The 16,650-nt window shown below is 72.7% G+C and carries 14 protein-coding genes; 5 read left to right on the top strand and 9 right to left on the bottom strand.

Annotated features, from left to right (window positions below):
• Nucleotides 1–72: 72 nt before the first annotated feature.
• Complete coding sequence (locus AB0I83_RS10210; protein ID WP_363304268.1) at nt 73–426, bottom strand: hypothetical protein; 354 nt, start codon at nt 424–426, stop codon at nt 73–75.
• Nucleotides 427–784: 358 nt separating this feature from the next.
• Between AB0I83_RS10210 and AB0I83_RS10205 the strand changes: the two genes are divergently transcribed.
• The gene (locus tag AB0I83_RS10205; protein WP_363304267.1) at nt 785–1,852 is read left to right on the top strand and encodes an NlpC/P60 family protein; all 1,068 of its coding nucleotides are present in this window, start codon (nt 785–787) and stop codon (nt 1,850–1,852) included.
• A gap of 12 nt (nt 1,853–1,864) precedes the next feature.
• Entirely contained in the window at nt 1,865–2,620 is a 756-nt protein-coding gene (locus tag AB0I83_RS10200; protein ID WP_363304266.1) for a GNAT family N-acetyltransferase, read from the top strand.
• Between the two features lie 65 nt (nt 2,621–2,685).
• On the opposite strand, the gene AB0I83_RS10195 is transcribed toward AB0I83_RS10200, so the two are convergent.
• Both AB0I83_RS10195 and AB0I83_RS10190 read right to left on the bottom strand, forming a co-directional pair.
• Complete coding sequence (locus tag AB0I83_RS10195; protein WP_363304265.1) at nt 2,686–3,381, bottom strand: response regulator transcription factor; 696 nt, start codon at nt 3,379–3,381, stop codon at nt 2,686–2,688.
• Nucleotides 3,378–4,664, bottom strand: a complete 1,287-nt coding sequence (locus AB0I83_RS10190) for a PspC domain-containing protein (protein ID WP_356532855.1) — start codon at nt 4,662–4,664, stop codon at nt 3,378–3,380. The genes AB0I83_RS10195 and AB0I83_RS10190 overlap by 4 nt, the downstream gene beginning before the upstream one ends.
• Nucleotides 4,665–4,868: 204 nt before the next feature.
• On the opposite strand from AB0I83_RS10190, the gene AB0I83_RS10185 reads away from it, so the two are divergent.
• Together AB0I83_RS10185 and AB0I83_RS10180 are read left to right on the top strand one after the other, a co-directional pair.
• On the top strand, nt 4,869–6,200 hold the full coding sequence (locus tag AB0I83_RS10185; protein ID WP_363304263.1) for a PspC domain-containing protein: 1,332 nt from the start codon (nt 4,869–4,871) through the stop codon (nt 6,198–6,200).
• On the top strand, nt 6,187–6,450 hold the full coding sequence (locus AB0I83_RS10180; protein WP_363304262.1) for a hypothetical protein: 264 nt from the start codon (nt 6,187–6,189) through the stop codon (nt 6,448–6,450). The genes AB0I83_RS10185 and AB0I83_RS10180 overlap by 14 nt, the downstream gene beginning before the upstream one ends.
• Here AB0I83_RS10180 and AB0I83_RS10175 read toward each other — a convergent pair.
• The 3 genes from AB0I83_RS10175 to guaA all read right to left on the bottom strand — a co-directional run bounded on the left by AB0I83_RS10175 (nt 6,357) and on the right by guaA (nt 10,130).
• On the bottom strand, nt 6,357–6,866 hold the full coding sequence (locus tag AB0I83_RS10175; RefSeq protein ID WP_356532860.1) for a DoxX family protein: 510 nt from the start codon (nt 6,864–6,866) through the stop codon (nt 6,357–6,359). The two genes, AB0I83_RS10180 and AB0I83_RS10175, sit on opposite strands and share 94 nt — an antisense overlap.
• A gap of 76 nt (nt 6,867–6,942) precedes the next feature.
• The gene (locus tag AB0I83_RS10170) at nt 6,943–8,211 is read right to left on the bottom strand and encodes a hypothetical protein (RefSeq protein WP_363304261.1); all 1,269 of its coding nucleotides are present in this window, start codon (nt 8,209–8,211) and stop codon (nt 6,943–6,945) included.
• A 332-nt stretch (nt 8,212–8,543) separates the two neighbouring features.
• Nucleotides 8,544–10,130 (bottom strand): glutamine-hydrolyzing GMP synthase, encoded by a 1,587-nt coding sequence (gene guaA / locus AB0I83_RS10165; protein WP_356532864.1) that lies wholly within the window; start codon nt 10,128–10,130, stop codon nt 8,544–8,546.
• Nucleotides 10,131–10,445: 315 nt separating this feature from the next.
• On the opposite strand from guaA, the gene AB0I83_RS10160 reads away from it, so the two are divergent.
• The gene (locus AB0I83_RS10160) at nt 10,446–10,748 is read left to right on the top strand and encodes a chorismate mutase (RefSeq protein ID WP_363304260.1); all 303 of its coding nucleotides are present in this window, start codon (nt 10,446–10,448) and stop codon (nt 10,746–10,748) included.
• Nucleotides 10,749–11,039: 291 nt separating this feature from the next.
• Here the strand turns inward: AB0I83_RS10160 and AB0I83_RS10155 are convergent, their stop codons facing one another.
• The 3 genes from AB0I83_RS10155 to AB0I83_RS10145 form a co-directional block, all read right to left on the bottom strand.
• Nucleotides 11,040–12,791 (bottom strand): peptidase, encoded by a 1,752-nt coding sequence (locus AB0I83_RS10155; protein ID WP_363304259.1) that lies wholly within the window; start codon nt 12,789–12,791, stop codon nt 11,040–11,042.
• A 258-nt stretch (nt 12,792–13,049) separates the two neighbouring features.
• Nucleotides 13,050–14,891 (bottom strand): GMC family oxidoreductase, encoded by a 1,842-nt coding sequence (locus tag AB0I83_RS10150; protein ID WP_363304258.1) that lies wholly within the window; start codon nt 14,889–14,891, stop codon nt 13,050–13,052.
• Between the two features lie 47 nt (nt 14,892–14,938).
• The gene (locus tag AB0I83_RS10145) at nt 14,939–16,567 is read right to left on the bottom strand and encodes a succinic semialdehyde dehydrogenase (protein WP_363304257.1); all 1,629 of its coding nucleotides are present in this window, start codon (nt 16,565–16,567) and stop codon (nt 14,939–14,941) included.
• Between the last annotated feature and the right edge of the window lie 83 nt (nt 16,568–16,650).

Here is a 16,650-nt window from a genome sequence, read left to right as displayed (position 1 = left end):
TCCCCGGGCCCCTCCACCCGCACGAACAGGCCGCTCGGGCCGCCTCGGGGGCCGGGAGCCCGGCCCGACCGCTCAGGTCCAGAGCACGGCGATGAAGATGTTGGCGACGGTGAGCCCGCCGACCGCGGCGAAGGCCCCCTTGCCGGCCTTCTCGTCGTCGCGCTTCACATAGACGAGCGCGAGGATCACGACGAGGATCAGCAGCTTGATCCCGATCTTGACGTTGTTCACGCTCTGGTCGTCGGCCTGGTTGAGCCCGACGAGGGCGATGCCCGTGACGAGCATGGTGAGCGCGCCGTGCAGCATGGCCGGAACGAACCGGGCCGTGCCCGCGCCCATGGCCTTCGTCTGGGTCAGGAACCCGCCCAGCAGGGAGGCGATCCCGATGATGTGCAGGGCCACGAAGACATTGATGAGTACGTCCATGGCCGCAGCCTAGGGCCCGGCCATATCACCACTCTCCACCAGGTACTACTTACCGATGAGTTGACGCGAGGCCTGCGCGGATTGCCGGACTCCGACTGAATTTCCCGGTCATTCGGTGGAAACGAAACCGCATCCGAGGGCAATAGCTGTCATTACGCCTCTTCCTCGCGCCCCGGGCTTAGCGTCCATCCCAGGTGACCGATTCTGAACCGCCGCTCCCCGTACCGAGCGGCATCCCGGTCGCCCCGCCAGGAGATCCGGCGGCGGGCCACTCCCCCCTGTGGTGGCCCGCCGGCGGACCCGGGCGGGCCCGCCGGTCCCCCCGACGGGCAGTCGAACGGAAGGACGCACCACCCCCGTGGCCGCCCATCGAGAAGCCGCTCACCGCAAGCCCAGACAGCGCCTGTTCACCGGGCCCGCCGCTCGGACCGCAGCCACCCTCGCCCTCGCGGGCGCGGCGTCCGCGACCGCTCTGGAGGGTGCGGCCCAGGCCGATCCCCAGGTCACCCCGGCCCAGGTCCGGAGCAAGGTCGACCGGCTCTACCACGACGCCGAGGTCTCCACCGAGCGGTACAACGGCGCGAAGGAGAAGGCCACGGCGTCCGAGAGGTCCCTCGACGCCCTGCGCGACGAGGCCGCCCGCAGGACCGAGCGCCTCAACGCCGCGCGCGACGCCCTCGGTGCGTTCGCCACCGCCCAGTACCGCAGCGCCGGCATCGACCCCGCCGTCCGGCTGGTCCTCTCCTCCGACCCCGACGAGTACCTGGAGCGCGCCTCCTACGAGGACCGGGCGGGCGACCGCCAGGCCGGCGCGATCAACGGTGTGCGCAGGCAGATCAGCGACATCGCGCAGCTGCGGGCACGGGCCGAGGACGAAGTGGCGGTCCTCGCCTCGCGCCGGGCCGAGCTGAAGAAGCACAAGGACGCGGTCCGCACCAGACTGGCCGACGCCCGCAAGCTGCTGGCCACCCTCACCGCCGAGCAGCGCGCCGACTACGAGCGCTCCGCCGACGCCGCACACGGCGGCACCGTCCGCGCGGACCGCGGCACCCCGCGCGGCTCCGTGGCAGCGCCCAACGCCCGCGCAGCGCAGGCCGTCGGCTTCGCGTACGGAGCACTCGGCAAGCCGTACGTCTGGGGCGCCACCGGCCCGGCCTCCTTCGACTGTTCCGGCCTCACCCAGGCCGCCTGGCGCGCGGCGGGTGTCTCCCTGCCCCGTACGACGTACACCCAGATCAACGCGGGCCGACGTGTCTCCCGCTCCGAACTGGCCCCGGGTGACCTGGTGTTCTTCTACTCAGGGGTGACCCATGTCGGGCTCTACATCGGCGGCGGCCAGATGATCCACGCCCCCCGCCCCGGCGCCCCCGTACGTATCGCGCCGATCTCGGAAATGCCTTTCGCCGGGGCGACCCGGGTGGCATAGGGTCCCGGTCCCATGGACACCGCCATTCAGCAGTACGCGCGTACGAACACCCTGCGCTCCCCGGACCACTACCGGGTGGGCCCGTTCACGGTGCGTCACAATCCGGGCTGGGAATTGAAGTTCGCCAACTACGCCATCCCCGACCGGGACGCGGAACCCACCGAGAGGGATGTGGCCGAGCTGGTCGCGGCGTTCCGCGAGCGCGGGCGGCTGCCCAGGCTGGAGTTCCTGCCCGCCTGGGCGCCCGCCGTCGAACCGGCGCTGCTGGCGGCCGGTTTCACGGTGGAGAACCGCGCGCCGGTCATGTCCTGCGCCCCCGACGGCCTGCTCGTACCGAAGCCGGTGGACGGGCTGCGCGTCGCCGAGCCCGTCACCGACGCGGAGTTCACGTCGGCCGCGGCCGTGCAGCACACGGGCTTCGGCGGCGAGGGCGGTCCGGACGACGGCGAGATCGCCTGGCTCAGGGCGGCGACGGAGGGCGGCGGGGTCTCGGGGGTGGCCACCGTGGGCGGCACACCCGCCGGTGCGGGCGGCTGCTCGGCGCCCGTCGACGGCATCGGCGAACTGGCGGGTCTGGCCGTCGCCGAGGGCTTCCGCCGCCGGGGCGTCGGCGCGGCGCTGTCGGCCTGGCTGACCCGCACCGCCTTCGACCGGGGCTTCGACGCCGTCTGGCTGGAGCCGGGCGGTCCGGAGGTCGAGCGGATCTACGCGCGCATCGGCTACCGGAGGGTCGGCGAGAAGCTCAACATCTCGCTCGACCCCGCGTGAGATCGCCACGGCCGCCCGCCCCTCGTGAGATCGCGCCGCCCGAGCCCCGACCCCGGGGTAGGGGCTCAGACCAGTCGGCGCGCCGTCGCCCACCGGGTCAGCTCGTGCCGGTTGGACAGCTGGAGCTTGCGCAGCACCGCCGAGACGTGCGACTCGACCGTCTTCACCGAGATGAACAGCTGCTTGGCGATCTCCTTGTACGCGTATCCACGGGCGATCAGCCGGAGCACCTCCCGCTCGCGCTGGGTCAGCCGGTCCAGGTCCTCGTCGACCGGCGGCGCGTCGGTCGAGGCGAAGGCGTCGAGGACGAAGCCCGCCAGCCGCGGCGAGAACACGGCGTCGCCCTCCTGGACCCGGAAGACGGAGTCGACCAGGTCGGTGCCGGTGATGGTCTTGGTGACGTAGCCACGGGCGCCGCCGCGGATGACGCCGATGACGTCCTCGGCCGCGTCGGACACGGACAGCGCCAGGAAGCGCACCGGGTTCTCCACCGCGCCCGTCATCGGGGCGCAGCGCCGCAGCACCTCCACGCCGCCGCCTCCGGGGAGGTGGACGTCGAGGAGGACGACCTCGGGCCGGGTCGCGGTGATCACCGTGACCGCCTGGTCGACGTCGGCGGCCTCACCGACGACCTCGACCCCGGTCTCCTCGGTGCGGCCGATCTCGGCCTGGACCCCGGTGCGGAACATCCGGTGGTCGTCGACGAGCACGACCCGTACCCGGCGCTCCGGGCCCCCGGTCGCTTCGGTGTTCTCGGTCATTCGCTCGCCCTCTCCATCTCCAGCTCGACTTCCGTGCCCCCGCCGGGCACCGAACGCAGCCGCGCGGTACCGCCGTTGCGCTGCATCCTGCCGATGATCGACTCCCGTACGCCCATCCTGTCGTCCGGCACGGCGTCCAGGTCGAACCCCGGCCCCCTGTCCCGTACGGAGACGAAGACCGTGCGGCCCTCGACCTCCGCGTAGACCTGGACGGCGCCGCCCTCGCCACCGTACTTGGCGGCGTTGACCATCGCCTCGCGTGCGGCCTGCATCTGTGCCGCCAGCTTCTCGTCGAGCGGGCAGTCGCCGACGACCACGACCTCCAGCGGGACGCCGTGCTTGTCCTCGACCTCGGCGGCGGCGCGCTTGACCGCGTCGGCGAGGTTCGACGGCTCGTCGCCCTCGTCCTTGCCGGTGCCGGTCGGGTCGTACAGCCAGTTCCGCAGCTCGCGTTCCTGGGCGCGGGCCAGCCTCCGGACCTCGGCGCCGTCGTCCGCGTTGCGCTGGATCAGTGTGAGCGTGTGCAGGACGGAGTCGTGGACGTGTGCGGCGACCTCGGCACGCTCCTGGGCCCTGATGCGCATGAGGCGTTCCTCGGAGAGGTCCTGCATCATGCGCACGAGATAGGGGCCGGCGAGCAGCGCGATGCCGGTGAGCACGGCGACGGCGGCGGTCAGGGCGGTGCCGAGCTGGGCCGCCGAGCCGCGCACCACCAGGAAGGCCGCCAGGCCGAGGCCGACGAGGGCCACGCCGGCGAGCCCGCGGGCCAGGTGCAGCACACGGCGGCGCCGGCCGACCTCGATCCAGCGGGCGCGGCGCGCGTTGTCCGCCTGGCGCCACACCAGGACGGAGCCCGCGCCGATCAGCAGGGCCGGCCAGACGTAGCGGTCCGCCTCGCTGCCCATGTCGACGTTGCCGACGAAGATCACGGCGCCGACGAGCAGGCCGATCAGGGCGAAGACCTGGCCCTTGTCCGGCTTGCGGAGCCTGCGTCGGCCGTCGGGTCCGGTGTCGAAGACGGAGCGCGTGGTCTCGACCCCGCCGACTCCGAGCGGCACGACGATCCAGAACACGGCGTACAGCAGGGCGCCGAGGCCGTCCGCGAAGAACAGGCCGAGGAAGACGAACCGGACCCAGGCGACGGGCAGGCCGAGGTGTCCGGCGAGCCCGCGCGCGACGCCGCCGAGCATCCGCCCGTCGGCGCTGCGGTAGAGCTTGCGCGGCGCCGGCTCCTCCTGCTCCGGGGCGTGCGGGCCCGGGGCCCGGGTCGTGGCTGCTGGCATGGAACGATCGTCACATGTCCGGGTGGGCCGCTGCATCAGGGTCGGCCCCGGACTCGACCCTGATGCCCGCGGGCTCGGAAGCTCCCGGCGCGGCGGCCCGCTCGCGGGCTCGGGCGGGCCTCAGGGGCCTGAGGGCGCAATATCAGGGATCGGCCAGGGTCGTCGCGGGTCCCACGAGGGCGTACGGACCGTCACCATGGAGCCATGACCGTTCCTCAGGACGCCTCTCCCGGCGTCACCCCCGCCGAGCCGGTACCGCGGCTCGAGCGCACCCGGCGCCAGAAGGTGGTGGCCGGGGTGTGCGGCGGGCTCGGCAGGTACTGCGACGTGGACCCGGTGATCTTCCGGATCGTGCTGGGCGTCCTGGCGGTGACGGGTGGAATCGGCCTGATCGTCTACGGCTTCGCGTGGCTTCTGCTCCCGCTGGAGGGCGAGGAGGAGAACGAGGCGCGCAGGCTGCTCTCGGGCCGGGTGGAGGGCGCCTCGCTGATCGCTCTCCTGCTGGCCCTGGTGGGCTGCGGGCTGCTGCTGTCGATGCTGCACAACGGCGGGATGCTCGCCTTCGCCGCGATGCTGACGCTGACCACGATCGGCTTCGCCGTCTGGACCCAGCACCGCAGGACGGTCCCCCCGCAGAGCACACCCGGCGCCACGGCTCACACCCCCAGGAGCACTGCGCACCCCCCCGGCCACGGGGCGCCGCCCGAGGTGAAGGCTCCGCCCACACCCACCGGGCCGTCGTGGTGGCGGGACCCGATCGTCAAGGACGGCACGACGGGCCCGTCCGCCAGCGGCTATCTGTGGGGCCCGGCGAGCGCGGTGGCCGAGGTGGCGGACCTCGGCCGGAGCCGGGCCGCACCGGACGCCCCCTACCGCGTCCCCCGCCGCACGCCGGGCACCCGGGGCCCGCGTCCGATCGGCGGCTTCGTCTTCCTGCTGGCGCTGACCGCGGGTGGTCTGGGCACGGGGCTGAGCTGGCAGAGCCACCCGCTCGGGCCGAGCCTGCAGATCGGTCTGGCCGCCGCGCTCGGGGTGTTCGGCCTCGGTCTGCTGATCGCGTCGGTCATCGGCAGGACCGGATTCGGCACGATCCTGCTGGCCATGACCACGGCGGTGCTGCTGGCCGGGGCCTCCGCCGTCCCCGAGGACATCGGTACCGACTGGGCGCGTGAGCAGTGGCGTCCAGCCTCGTCGGCCACGGTCGAGCCGCGGTACAAGCTGGGTACCGGCGTCGCGAAGCTCGACCTCTCCCGGATCACCGTCCCGAGGGGCGAGACCCTGCGTACCCGTGTGGAGGTCGCGGCGGGCCGCGCGCTGGTCGTCGTACCGGCGGGGGTGACGGTGAAGGTGGACGCCGAGGTGGGCTTCGGGGACATCAGGTTCCCCTCGGATCCTCGCGGGGACGTGGACATCGCCCCCGACCTGCGTACACGGCGCACCCTCGTGCCCCCGAAGGGCAGCGAGCCCGCCGGTACCGTCGAGCTGGGCATGGGAATGGGCGTCGGACAACTGGAGGTCACCCGTGCCGCGTCATGAGACCAAGCCGGGCCGCGCGGTGGCGGGCCTCGTCATGCTGACCCTGGCGGGCGGTTACGCGGCGGACGCGGCGGGGTTCTGGGACGCCCCGTGGACGTTCTTCGCCCCGGTGTTCCTCGGCGGCCTGTGGCTGGCGGCCACGGTGACCTGGGTGAGCTACCGGCTGCGGCGGCGGCGCGCGGCGCGGAAGGCGTCGGCGGAGAACTCGGGGGCGCCCGCGAGCAGCAGGGGCAGCCAGGCCATGAGGTAGACCAGGTCGTTGCCGTAGTAGTACGGCTCGGTCTGCCAGCTCACGGTCAGCCACAGGCTCAGCGAGATGAGCGCTCCGCCGAACGCCGCGAGCCGTGCCCACAGTCCGACGAGGGTGCCGAGGCCGACGAGGAGCTCGCCGATCGCGATGGCGTAGCCGAATCCCTCGGGGCTCTTCAGGGCCAGGTCGACGAGGCCCGGGACCGCCGCGCCGTCGCGCACGGCGTTCATCATCTCGCCGATGGATCCTGCGCCGCTCGCCGACAGGAACGCGCTGTCGGTCAGCTTGTCGAGCCCCGCGTAGACGAACGTGACGCCGAGGAAGATCCGCAGGGGGATGAGCGCGTGCTCCCGTGCCCGGTCCCGGAGACTTCGCGGCTCGTCCAGTCCGTAGGAACCGCCCCTGTACCCGTACATCACTGCTGCCCGCCTTCCGTTGACCTCCGACAGACGATACGTACGCCGGTCGGGCGACGCTCACCTGGTGTGCGGTTCAGTCCGTGACGTCGATCGGGCAGGGGCTGGTCTCCACCCCGGCGGCCGTGACCACCTGCACCTCGACGACACCGGGTTCGACCTCCACGGGCACGGGAACGGTGAGCGCGGTGTCCGAGGGGTTGGCGAAGCCGCCGGTGACCGGGATCAGGGGGACGTGGACGTGTACGCGCCCGATCCTGACCACCACCCGCGCCAGCCGGTCGGGGCTGCCGGCCCCGGGCGGCACGAATCCGGCGCCCCGGATCTCGATGTCGTCGCCGGTGCGGATCGGGGCGTCCAGGTCCCCGGCCTCCCTGGCCCGGACCACCGACAGGATGACCGGACGGCCGCCCTCCGCGTACTTCCCGGCGAAGTACGTCGCCGCCGAGACGGCCACCAGGACCGCGAGGCCCCACGGCAGATCGGGCAACTGCTCGGGGCGCCGGGCCAGCCGGACCGCGGCGAACAGCACGGCGACGGCGCTGACCAGCACGTACTGCACATCCGTGAAGCTGCCGCGGCCGGAGTCGTCCGTCAGCAGGTCGGCGGCCCGGGGACGGTCGGCGCGCAGCTTCTGGAGCCGTTGCGCGAGCACCCTGACGGTCACCACCCGGCGTACGACGACGGCGACGGCGCACACCAGCGCGAGCACGGTCAGCACACCGGCCGAGCGGACCAGGTCCAGGCCCTCGATGAGCGCGTCCCGGTCCGCGTGCTGGGACGCACCGGCGAGCTGGAGGGCGAGGACGAGTACGGCGAAGACGGCGAGCAGCACCCAGGAGGCGGCGACCGTGCGTGAGGTGGAGAGCCGGTTGTCCTCGCCGATGAGCGGGGCGAGGAGGCCGCCGCGGGCTCGGTGGACGCGGGCGGCCACGGTCAGGAGGCCGGCGGTGACGAGGGCGGCGATCAGCCCCGCGGTGCGGGCGGTGGACCAGCCGGCGCCGATGGCGGTGAAGGACTCCGCGAGGGCCAGCAGGACGACCCCGCCCCAGACCACGGCGAGCGTGCGCCTCCAGAGCGTGTGGAGCCATGCGTCACCGGCCTCGCGGCCGCGGGCGGCGACGGCGCGGGCGGACTCGGTCAGCTCGTCGGACACCCACTGCCGGGAGGCCGACACGGATCGGGCGACTCCGGCGGGCAGGCCCTGACCCGCGGCGAGTTCGTCCCTCTTCGTGAGGAAGGCCGCGACCGCGCGCCGGTGTCCCTCGTGTGCTCCGTGCGGGCAGTCGCCGCACGTACAGCCACCGCCGTGCGCACTTCTCGCCCTCGCCTCGTCCAACGCCACGGAGAACGCCGCCCTTTCCCGCCCCGGTACAACCAACTCGCCTGTGATTTCTGCGAATTGTGCCGTACGGAGTGGGCCCGTCCCGCATCGGGGCGGGCTGCGCGTACATGTCGTCCACATGTGCGAATGTCAGGAGCTGGGCACACGGGCCGGGGGCCCGGACCTCTTCGGCGGGCAGGGCGGTGGAGCGTTCCACGGACGAAGAGCGGGTGCCACGGGATCGGCGCGGGCGTCGGATCGCGGTGACGTCGACGCCGAGGGGAAAGGAGATGCCGCTGCCGCCGCCCGAACGAACGGGCGACGGCAGCGGCACCGACCTCAGGGGGTGGGGGTCACTCCCACTCGATGGTCCCCGGCGGCTTGCTCGTCACGTCGAGCACCACACGGTTGACCTCGGCGACCTCGTTGGTGATGCGGGTGGAGATCTTCGCCAGCGTCTCGTACGGCAGGCGCGACCAGTCGGCCGTCATGGCGTCCTCGGAGGAGACCGGGCGCAGCACGATCGGGTGGCCGTAGGTGCGGCCGTCGCCCTGGACCCCGACGCTCCGGACGTCCGCGAGCAGGACCACGGGGCACTGCCAGATGTCCCGGTCCAGGCCGGCCGCTGTCAGCTCCTCGCGGGCGATGGCGTCGGCCTCGCGCAGCAGGTCGAGCCGCTCCTTGGTGACGTCGCCGACGATGCGGATCCCGAGGCCGGGGCCGGGGAACGGCTGACGCTGGACGATCTCCTCCGGCAGGCCGAGTTCCTGGCCGACCATCCGGACCTCGTCCTTGAACAGCTGGCGCAGCGGCTCGACGAGCTGGAACTCGATGTCGTCGGGGAGCCCGCCCACGTTGTGGTGGGACTTGATGTTGGCGGTGCCGGTGCCGCCGCCGGACTCGACGACGTCCGGGTAGAGGGTGCCCTGGACGAGGAAGGCGACCTCGGGGCCGTCCTCCTGGAGGATCTCCAGCTGGGCCTGCTCGAATACGCGGATGAACTCGCGGCCGATGATCTTCCGCTTCTGCTCCGGGTCGGACACACCGGCCAGGGCGTCGAGGAAGCGCTTCTCCGCGTCGACGACCTTCAGCTTCGCGCCGGTCGCGGCGACGAAGTCCTTCTCGACCTGCTCGGTCTCGCCCTTGCGCATCAGACCGTGGTCGACGTAGACGCAGGTGAGCTGGGAGCCGATGGCCTTCTGGACCAGGGCCGCGGCGACCGCGGAGTCCACGCCGCCGGAGAGGCCGCAGATGGCGCGCTTGGTGCCGACCTGCTCACGGATGAGGGCGACCTGCTCCTCGACGACGTTGGTGGTCGTCCAGGTCGGCTCGATGCCCGCGCCGCGGTAGAGGAAGTGCTCCAGGACCTGCTGGCCGTGGGTCGAGTGCATGACCTCCGGGTGGTACTGGACGCCGTACAGCCTCTTCTCGTCGTTCTCGAAGGCGGCGACCGGTACGACGTCCGTGGACGCGGTGACGGTGAAGCCCTCGGGGGCGGCGGAGCAGGCGTCGCCGTGCGACATCCACACCGGCTGCTCGGAGGGCGTGCCCTCGAACAGGGTGGAACCGGCCTTGGAGACCGCCAGTGCGGTGCGGCCGTACTCGCGCGCGCCGTTGTCGTCGACCGTGCCGCCGAGGGTCGTGGCCATGAGCTGGAAGCCGTAGCACATGCCGAAGACCGGGACCCCGGCCTCGAACAGCGAACGGTCGATACCGGGCGCGCCCTCCGCGTACACCGAGGACGGACCGCCCGACAGGATGATCGCCCGGGGGTTCCTGGCCAGCATCTCCGCCACGGGCATCGTGGACGGGACGATCTCGCTGTAGACCCGGGCCTCACGGACGCGGCGGGCGATGAGCTGGGCGTACTGCGCGCCGAAGTCGACAACCAGGACGACGTCGGTCGCGGTGTCGGGGGCGGCGGGGGGTGCTGCTGGCACGGGGCGGCCTTCCGGCGGTGGAGAAGGGGGTCGGTCCTCCCGATTCTACCGGCCGTGGAGCACCGCCCCACCGGGCTCCCGTCTCACCATCCGGGCCCGGCGTGGAACCGGCCCCGGGTCGGGTCCATACTTGCCCCCATGCGTCAGCACACGACCTTCGTCTTTACCTATGGCACCCGGCCCGCCGGCTGCCATGGTCGTGCTGCTTGAGCAACTGACGAGCAAGCTTTCCAAGGCGCCCCGGGCCACAGGCCCGGGGCGCTTCGGCGTTCCTGACCTGTGGAGCCGGGGCCACGGGCCCACCAGGAGTCACGGATGAACAGCACCGCACCCACGAAGACGGCCGCCGAGCGGACCGGCGCGCACAGCGACGAGGCCGCGTCCCTGATCGGGGACGCCCGGACCCGCATCGACGCGCTGGACGACAGGATCATCGGACTCGTCCAGGAGCGGATGGCGGTCTCGGCGGTCATCCAGGAGGCCAGGATGACGTCGGGGGGACGCCGGGTGAACCTCTCCCGCGAGATGGACGTCCTCGGCCACTACAGCGACGCCCTGGGCAGGCCGGGCACGGCGCTCGCCATGACACTGCTGGAGCTCAGCCGCGGCCGGGTGTGACGCACGGGAAGGCTGTACGGACGCACCCGCGTTCGGGCCCGGTCTCACCCGTACGGCGCGTGACCGGGCCCGCGGCAACCTCGTTGGTCCGTGTGTCCGTGCCGGCCAGGCGCGGCGACGGTGGGATCCACGCGTGGCTCCGCCGGATCGTGTGGCGCACCTCTGGTACGCCGTGGGACCGCGGTCCGGCGCGTGTGGCCGGTCGGCAGGGGACAGCAGCCCGGTCACCGATGTGCGGCCGGCTCCGGGGACGCCCGGGACCGGCCGTCCTCGACCCGCGTGGCCGGACCGTCAGCCCCGTCCGGCCCGGCGTCGGGCAGTGGTGAGGAGCACCCCGCCCGCGAGCAGCGCTGCCGCCGCGGCGGCAGCGGCCGCCGGTGCGGCCGAACCGGTCGAGGCGAGCACACCCCCGGTGCCGGCGGAGCTGGAACCCGACGTGCCGGAGGCGCCCGTGGAGGCGGCCGGACCGGCGGAACCCGAGGTGGACATGGAGCCCGGGGTGTCGCCTCCGGTGGAGCCGCCCGCCGACGTACCGCCGGTGTCCCCGGAACCGGACCCGGAACCAGGTCCGGAGCCCGTGGGGTTCAGCACGATCCGCGCGGTGTTGTCGCCCTCGCGGGGGTCGAAGGGCAGTGCAGGCTCGCCGGGCGAAGTGTTCCGGACCGTGACCGCGCCGGAGGCGTCCGGGACCACTTCACCGATCTCCAGCTCGAACCGCAGCCCGATGTCCGCCCCGTCCCGCACGGTCGTCGACGTGTCGCAGAGGTAGCGGGGCGCGCCCAGCTGCTCCTCGCGGTACCGGCCTGCGACCGTCACGCCCTGGCAGGAGTCCGGCTTCCCGGTGACCTCCGCGCCGGCGGGGACCGTGACGTCGAGGGTGGCGACGGGCTCGCCGGAGCGGAGGTTGGAGATCCAGGCGGGCCCCTCGTTGCGGAAGCCGACCTCGGCTGTCACCGTGTCGCCCTCGGCGCCCCCGGCCTCGGCCCCGTACGCCGCGAAGTCGGCCGTGTTCTCCGTGTGGAAATCGGCTTCCTGCTGGTTGTCGCCGGGTTCGAGGTCCGTGCGCAGGACCGTCGCCGTGGCCTTCCTCAGGGTCAGTTCGGGGCCGGCGCCCCGGGTGGAGGGCCCACCGGAGCGGAGCGCCGGGCGCCGCGCCGCGCCGTCCTCGTCGATGCGGTAGACGAACGTGTCGTCGTACGCGCGCTCGGTGGCGCCGACGGAGAGCGGCACCCCGAGCGTGTAGGTGGCGCCGGGCTCGTAGGAGCCCTCGACGGAGCACAGCGCGGTGGACCACGCGAAGGCGTTCCGCGGGTCGTCCCCCGCCTCGGCGTCGTAGACGCAGTTGGCGTAGCGCTCGGGGATGTCGAGACCGCGCGAGTACTTCAGGGTCAGCAGGACGCCGTCGGCGGCCCTGGTGCCCTTGTTGGTGAAGGTGATGGGGGCCGGCTGCAAGTCGCCCGGTTTCAGCTGCCGCTCGAACGGGAGCCGCCGCATGACCAGGTCGGGTCCGCCGACGGTGACCTTCGTGGAGAACGGCGTGAAGGTGGCGCCCCGCGCCGTGCCGGTGACCCGGATGACGCCGGACGCGCCTTCCTCGGCGCCCTTCGCGGCGGTGAGGTCGAAGTCCGCGATGCCGCCGAGTCCCGCGTGCACGCCGTGGCCGTGGCAGACGGCAGTGGCTCCGGTGATCTCGCAGTCCGCGCCGGTGTCCTCGGCGACGGCCACGTCCGCGAGGCCCGCGACGCCGCTGAGGTCGACGGTGTAGGTGGCGTCGCCCTCGAAGCTGTCGCCCTCCGCGTCGTCCGCGTCGGGGTTGTCGACGGTGAGTCCGAGCGTGGCCTTCTGCGGGGCGCCGCTCGCCGGGTACGGATGCAGCGCGGTCTCCGCCGGGCCGCCGAGCGTGAGGACCGGGCCGTCGGCCCGCGCGGGGGCGCCGAAGGCCAGTGAGCCGGCGGCGAGGAGCCCGACGGCGAGGCCGCCCGCCGTGCGGCGTGGCGCGGTCCTCGGGGAAGGCGGCACTGCTTTCGGGGAAGGGCGTGTCATCGCGGACCTCTGGAACTCGGCGGAGCTGTGCGGCTGCTGTGGCTCGTCATGGGTTCGACCACGGCACGGCACCGAGAGTTGCCTCGAACAAGATCACGAATTGGGTACGGCGGCCGAGTGTGGCGAGGGACACATGAGGATTCCGCGAAGGCCGGGACAACCGTTGCCCCTGTTCACAGGTCATGCATGACAACCACACGGCGGGTAGGCCGAGGGGCTGCACTCGGAGGGGGGTGCAGCCCTTCGGCGTTCCCGTGCTCAGGCGTCGGTGGCGGTCTTCCTGGGCGGGACCACGGGCATTCCGAGGAACGGCAGCCGCAGCGCGCCGAAGGCCTTCTCGGGGACCGTCGGAGCCAACGGCTCGACCGCCGGCAGCCGCCGGTACGCCTCGTCCTGCGCCGGACGCGGATCCGTCTCGCCCTTGTTGGGCCAGAAGGACATCGCGCGCTCCGCCTGCGCCGTGATGGTCAGGGACGGGTTGACGCCGAGGTTGGCGGAGACTGCGGAGCCGTCGACCACGGAGATGCCCGGGTGGCCGTGGAGCCGGTGGTAGGCGTCGATGACGCCCTCGTCCGGGCCCGCTCCGATCGGACAGCCGCCGAGGAAGTGCGCGGTGAGCGGGGTGCCCATCAGCTCACCCACGTTCGAACCGGCGAAGCCGTTGATCTCCTGGGCGAGCAGCGTGGCGCCCCGGGTGGCCTCGGCGATCTGCGTCGGGTTGGGCGCACCGTGTCCCTGCCGGGCCGTGAGCAGGCCCTTGCCGACGCCTCCGGGCTTGCGGTAGGCGATCAGGGAGTTGTCGAGCGACTGCATCACGAGGCCGATGATGGTGCGCTCCGACCAGCGCAGGTTGGACAGCGAACGCATCGTGAGCAGCGGGTGCCTGGCCACGTTGCCGAACCAGCTCAGTACCCGGTGCGTGCTGTACGGCACCTGGAGGATGGTCAGCGCGCCCATCGCGTTGGAGCCCTTGCCGTAGCGCACCGGTTCGATGTGGGTGTTCTCGTCGGGGTGGATCGACGAGGTGATGGCCACGCCCCGGGTGAAGTCGGCCTTGGCGGTGCCGTGCTTCCTGCGGTAGCGGCGGTCGCTGGTCTGCGCGCCCACCAGCCCCTCGGAGTTGGTGCGGGTCAGCTCGCCGAGCCGGGGGGAGAGCCGGGGCAGCAGCCCCTCGTCCTTCATCCGGTGCAGCAGCGTCTGCGTGCCGTACGTACCCGCCGCGACGACCACCTCGCGGGCCCGCAGCACGGACGGCGGCGCCTTGCGGCGCCGGTTCGTCGGCACGGTCGACACGCGGTAGCCGCCGTCCGGGGCCTCGGTGACGGCGGTGACGGAGGTCATGGGGTGGATGACCGCGCCGGCCTTCTCCGCGAGGTAGAGGTAGTTCTCGTTGAGCGTGTTCTTCGCGCCGTGGCGGCAGCCGGTCATGCACTCGCCGCACTCGGAGCAGGCCTTGCGGGCCGGGCCCGCGCCACCGAAGTAGGGGTCGGCGACCTCTCCCCCGGGCTTCGCGCGCACCGAGCCGTCGGCGTCCTCGCCGTCGCCGAAGAAGACGCCGACCGGTGCCAGGTGGAAGCTGTCACCGACGCCCATGGTCTCCGCGACGGCCTTGAGGTGGACGTCGGCGGGGGTCATGCTCGGGTTGAGGCGCACCCCGAGCATCCGCTTCGCCTGGTCGTAGTAGGGGGCGAGCTCGGCCTTCCAGTCGGTTATGCCGGCCCACTGGCGGTCCTCGAAGAAGGGCGCCGGCGGCACGTACAGCGTGTTCGCGTAGTTGAGCGAGCCCCCTCCGACGCCCGCGCCGGCCAGCACCATCACCTTGCCCAGCAGATGCACGCGCTGGATGCCGAACAGGCCGAGCGCCGGTGCCCACAGGTAGTTCTTGATGTCCCAGGAGTTCTTGGGAAGCGTCGCCGGGGTGAAGCGGCGGCCCGCCTCCAGGACGCCGACGCGGTACCCCTTCTCGGTCAGCCGCAGGGCGGAGACCGCGCCGCCGAAGCCCGAGCCGACGACGAGCACGTCGTAGTCGTACGCGTCGTCGTCCGCCGCCGCCCGGGCGGCAGGTCCGGACTGGTTCTGGGCAGGGCTGTCCTGGGACATGGCACTCCTCGGTGCGGAAGGGGCGGGTGGCGGAGTCGTCGGGCGGGTCAGCGCAGCCGGAGGGCCTTCATCACCTTGAGGCTGTTGCTCATGAACGCGGCGTACTTCTCGTCGTCCATCCCGAAGGACGGGGCCAGGGGCATCAGGCGCTGCTGGGCGACCGTCTGGGCCTCGGTGTACTTGAGGATGCCCTCGGAACCGTGCCGCCGGCCGAGGCCCGAGTCCTTCATGCCGCCCATCGGTGACTGGACGCTGCCGTAAGCGGGCGCGTACCCCTCGTTGATGTTGACCGTGCCGGTCCGCAGCCGGGCGGCGACACGGTGGCCGCGTCCCGAGCTCCGCGTCCAGACACTGGAGTTGAGGCCGTACGGGGTGGCGTTGGCGAGGGCGACGGCCTCGTCGTCGTCGCCGAAACGGTAGACGGAGACGACCGGGCCGAAGGTCTCCTCGCCGCAGACGGCCATGGGCGACTCGACGCCGTCGAGGATGGTCGGCTCGTAGAAGAGCGGGCCGATGTCGGGGCGGGCGACGCCGCCGGCGACGAGTGTCGCGCCCTTCTCGACGGCCTCGGCCACGTGCCTGCTGACGGTCTCCAGCTGCCGCTCGCCGACGAGGGAGCCCATGTCGGCGCCGTAGGCGAGGGAGTTGCCGAGCCGCATGGCCTTGGTGCGGGCGGCGAAGCGCTGCACGAAGTCGTCGGCGACCGACTCGTGGACGTACAGCCGCTCGATGGAGATGCAGAGCTGCCCCGCGGAGGAGAAGCAGGCTCGGACCGCTCCCTGGGCCGCCTTCTCCACGTCCGCGTCGTCCAGGACGATCATGGCGTTCTTGCCGCCGAGTTCGAGGGATACGCCGACGAGCCGGGCGGCGGCGCCCTGGGCGACCTCGCGGCCGGTGCGGGTGGAGCCGGTGAAGGAGACGTAGTCCGCGCGGGCGACCACCTCGGGGCCGACCACGGGGCCCTCGCCGATGACGACCTGGAACACCTCGGCGGGCAGCCCGGCCTCGATCATGAGCTCACGGGCCCACAGGGCGGTCAGCGCGGTCTCGGTGTCGGGCTTCATCACGACGGCGTTGCCGGACACGAAGGCGGGCAGCGCGTCCCCGATGGAGAGTTCGAGGGGGTAGTTCCAGGGGGCGATCTGGCCGACGACCCCGCGCGGCTGGCGCAGTTCGGTGACCTTGGTGAGGGTCGGGACCACCCCGGTGTGCCGCTTGGGCTTCAGATACGCGACGGCCCCGCGCCCGTAGTGCCGGGCCGAGACGGCGACGGCCAGCACCTCCTCGTGGGCGTGCAGCCTGGCCTTGCCCGTCTCCAGCTGGACGAGGTCGAGGACCTCGGACTGGCGCTGCAGGACCAGGTCGTGGAAGCGGAGCAGCACGGCGGCCCTGGCACGGACGGAGGTCGCGGCCCACGCGGGCTGGGCGGCCCGGGCGCGGTCGAAGGCGGCCGCGACGTCCTCGGGGGTGGACTCGGGCAGGTCGGCCAGCTTCTCCCCGGTGAAGGGGCTGTGGTTCGCGGTGCGGCCGGAGCCGGCCACGCCACGGGTCAGCCGGGCGATCACCTCGGAGGTGAGCACGTCGGCCGCGGTGCGCGCGCCCGCGGGCGCGGCGGCGACCGGGTTGGTGCCCACGCGGGCGGCGGGCGTGGTCGTGGAGGCCTGCGAGTCCGTCATGAGGGCGAGAGTATGTCCACGCGCCCACTTTTGGTACCCGTGGGTAACAGGTTTTCACAGACCCTGCCAGGGTGCCCCGCAGC

This window comes from Streptomyces sp. NPDC049970 (genome assembly GCF_040660235.1).
Classification (GTDB): Bacteria; Actinomycetota; Actinomycetes; order Streptomycetales; family Streptomycetaceae; genus Streptomyces.
Note: the sequence above shows the minus strand (reverse complement) of the source record. Positions and strands in the feature narration are given on the sequence as shown.